Here is a 1,815-nt window from a genome sequence, read left to right on the forward strand (position 1 = left end):
TACGGAGACTGGGTATCCTGGGGAAGAAGAATCAGGGTAAAATAAAAAGAAACAGGCAACTGCCCCTTGTTTAGAAAAGTTTAAATTGGTTTGAGAAAGAGAAAAGTAAATTCTGTAAAGTTGACTTTACAAAACCTGAAAAACAGAAAGAGAGCTACCAGACAGCAGAAGAAAAAAACAGAACGGACAAAAAAGACGGACTGATTACATAATAGGAAACTGAAAGTTTGAAACAAAGGGATAGTGGATAGAGAATAAATTTTGACATCACAAATAAGCCATCTTTAGGTGGCTGAAAAATTGAATATAAACGCAACACCTAATCAGGAAACTGACAAAGGATCGTCTTTGATAAAATAACCTCTTTGCTTAAGCAGATTAAGTGCCTGTGAAGTAGTTAACACTTTTTCTTTATTCACAGGACGGGAGTCAAGAAAACCTTCCGGTGTATATGGCTTTAAATCTGTGAGTATGTGCCAGATAGCGGTCAGGATCATACGGCAGCAATGACGGCTTTCTTGTGACCACGGCGTGCTTTGATGCGACGGTAACGGTCTGTAAATTCAGGATGTTTCTTATAGCACTCCCAAAAAATACTGCACATTCTTGACAACAGGTCTATGATAGAGTCAAGAGGTGATTATTATGTTGCATGATGAAACACGAAAACTGCTTATTGAAGCTTGGAATAAAACGCACAATGCAAAAGAAATCTACATCTACAGATTTTCTCCCATTGAATTTAAATAACGAAACTTATCTTTACAGAGATTGGGTTCCTGCAAAGGTAGAAAAAAGCGGCTTTTCAAGCCGCTTTTTCTGCATAGTTAAATATGTTAAATAAAAAAGATTGTTGAAAAAATATTACATATATGATACAATATGTTAACATAAACGTAACATGATAACGAGGTATAATGATGGAAAGAAGGCAAAGTATTATGAGAAGGAGAGGCAAAACATTTTTATCGCTGTTTCTTTCTGCTGTGATCGTTACCGGTCAGCCGGTATTGGCAGCCGATTTTTCTGCTGGAGAGGAAACATTTATTTCGGAAACCACAGAGCAGGAAGGCGATGTATCGGAAGCTTCAGCTATTTTCGAGGATACTGTGGATTCAGACAGTGAAATGAGATATGAGAAATATGAGGCGACAGTTTCTAGTGAAATCCTTGATTTGGGACAGACTGGAGTAAACGGCAGTGGTTGGGGGTGGGAAAGGCTAGAGATAAAAAATACAGGCACAGAGGCTTGGCATATCAAATCTATCTCAGAATTGAATGATTTTACACTTGAGCCGTTTGATTATCCGTTTCAGGGAAGGTTTCCAATGGAAGTTGGGAATAAGGTTAAGCCCGGAGAAGCTGTTGCAGCGGATATTTATGTAAAGAAAAATCTTTCTCCGGGAATTCATGAAGAAACCTTTGTCATGGAAACAGAAGAAGGCATTCAGGCGAAGTGTAGGATACGGGTTCTTATTCGCGGCGCATCTGATCAGGATTATGAGGTGAACTGCAGACCGAATAGCGGTACGAGATTTCTCACAATTACCCCTGAAGAATACGACTGGTGGGATAATACAGATCCGGATCCGGATATGTTTATGTGTCCAAAACGCAGTATATGGATATATAACAATGGAAAAAATCCTGTTACGGTTGATTTTGAGAATACGGAACATTTCTGGGCGTACCTTGATGATTATGAAACGGGGGTTATTATGCCCGGAGAAGGTACAACGGTTTATCTTCGTCCGAAAAAGGAAGAACAGGTAGCTACTGATATTTTTAAGGTTTCCATCACAGGAGGAATAGAAT

General features: G+C 39.1%; 1 protein-coding gene and 1 pseudogene. One reads left to right on the top strand and one right to left on the bottom strand.

All coding sequences use genetic code 11. From position 1 onward, the window contains the following. Positions 1–323 precede the first annotated feature (323 nt). Positions 324–577, bottom strand: a pseudogene (locus LJE09_RS19275) (IS110 family transposase); the annotation flags it as partial. Positions 578–941: 364 nt separating this feature from the next. Between LJE09_RS19275 and LJE09_RS17085 the strand changes: the two are divergent. Further along, positions 942–1,815 (top strand): hypothetical protein (locus LJE09_RS17085; RefSeq protein ID WP_227219488.1); only part of this gene is annotated, 874 nt, incomplete at its 3' end.

This window comes from Blautia sp. DFI.3.45, from assembly GCF_020593505.1.
In the GTDB taxonomy this organism is placed as follows: domain Bacteria; phylum Bacillota; class Clostridia; order Lachnospirales; family Lachnospiraceae; genus Blautia_A; species Blautia_A wexlerae.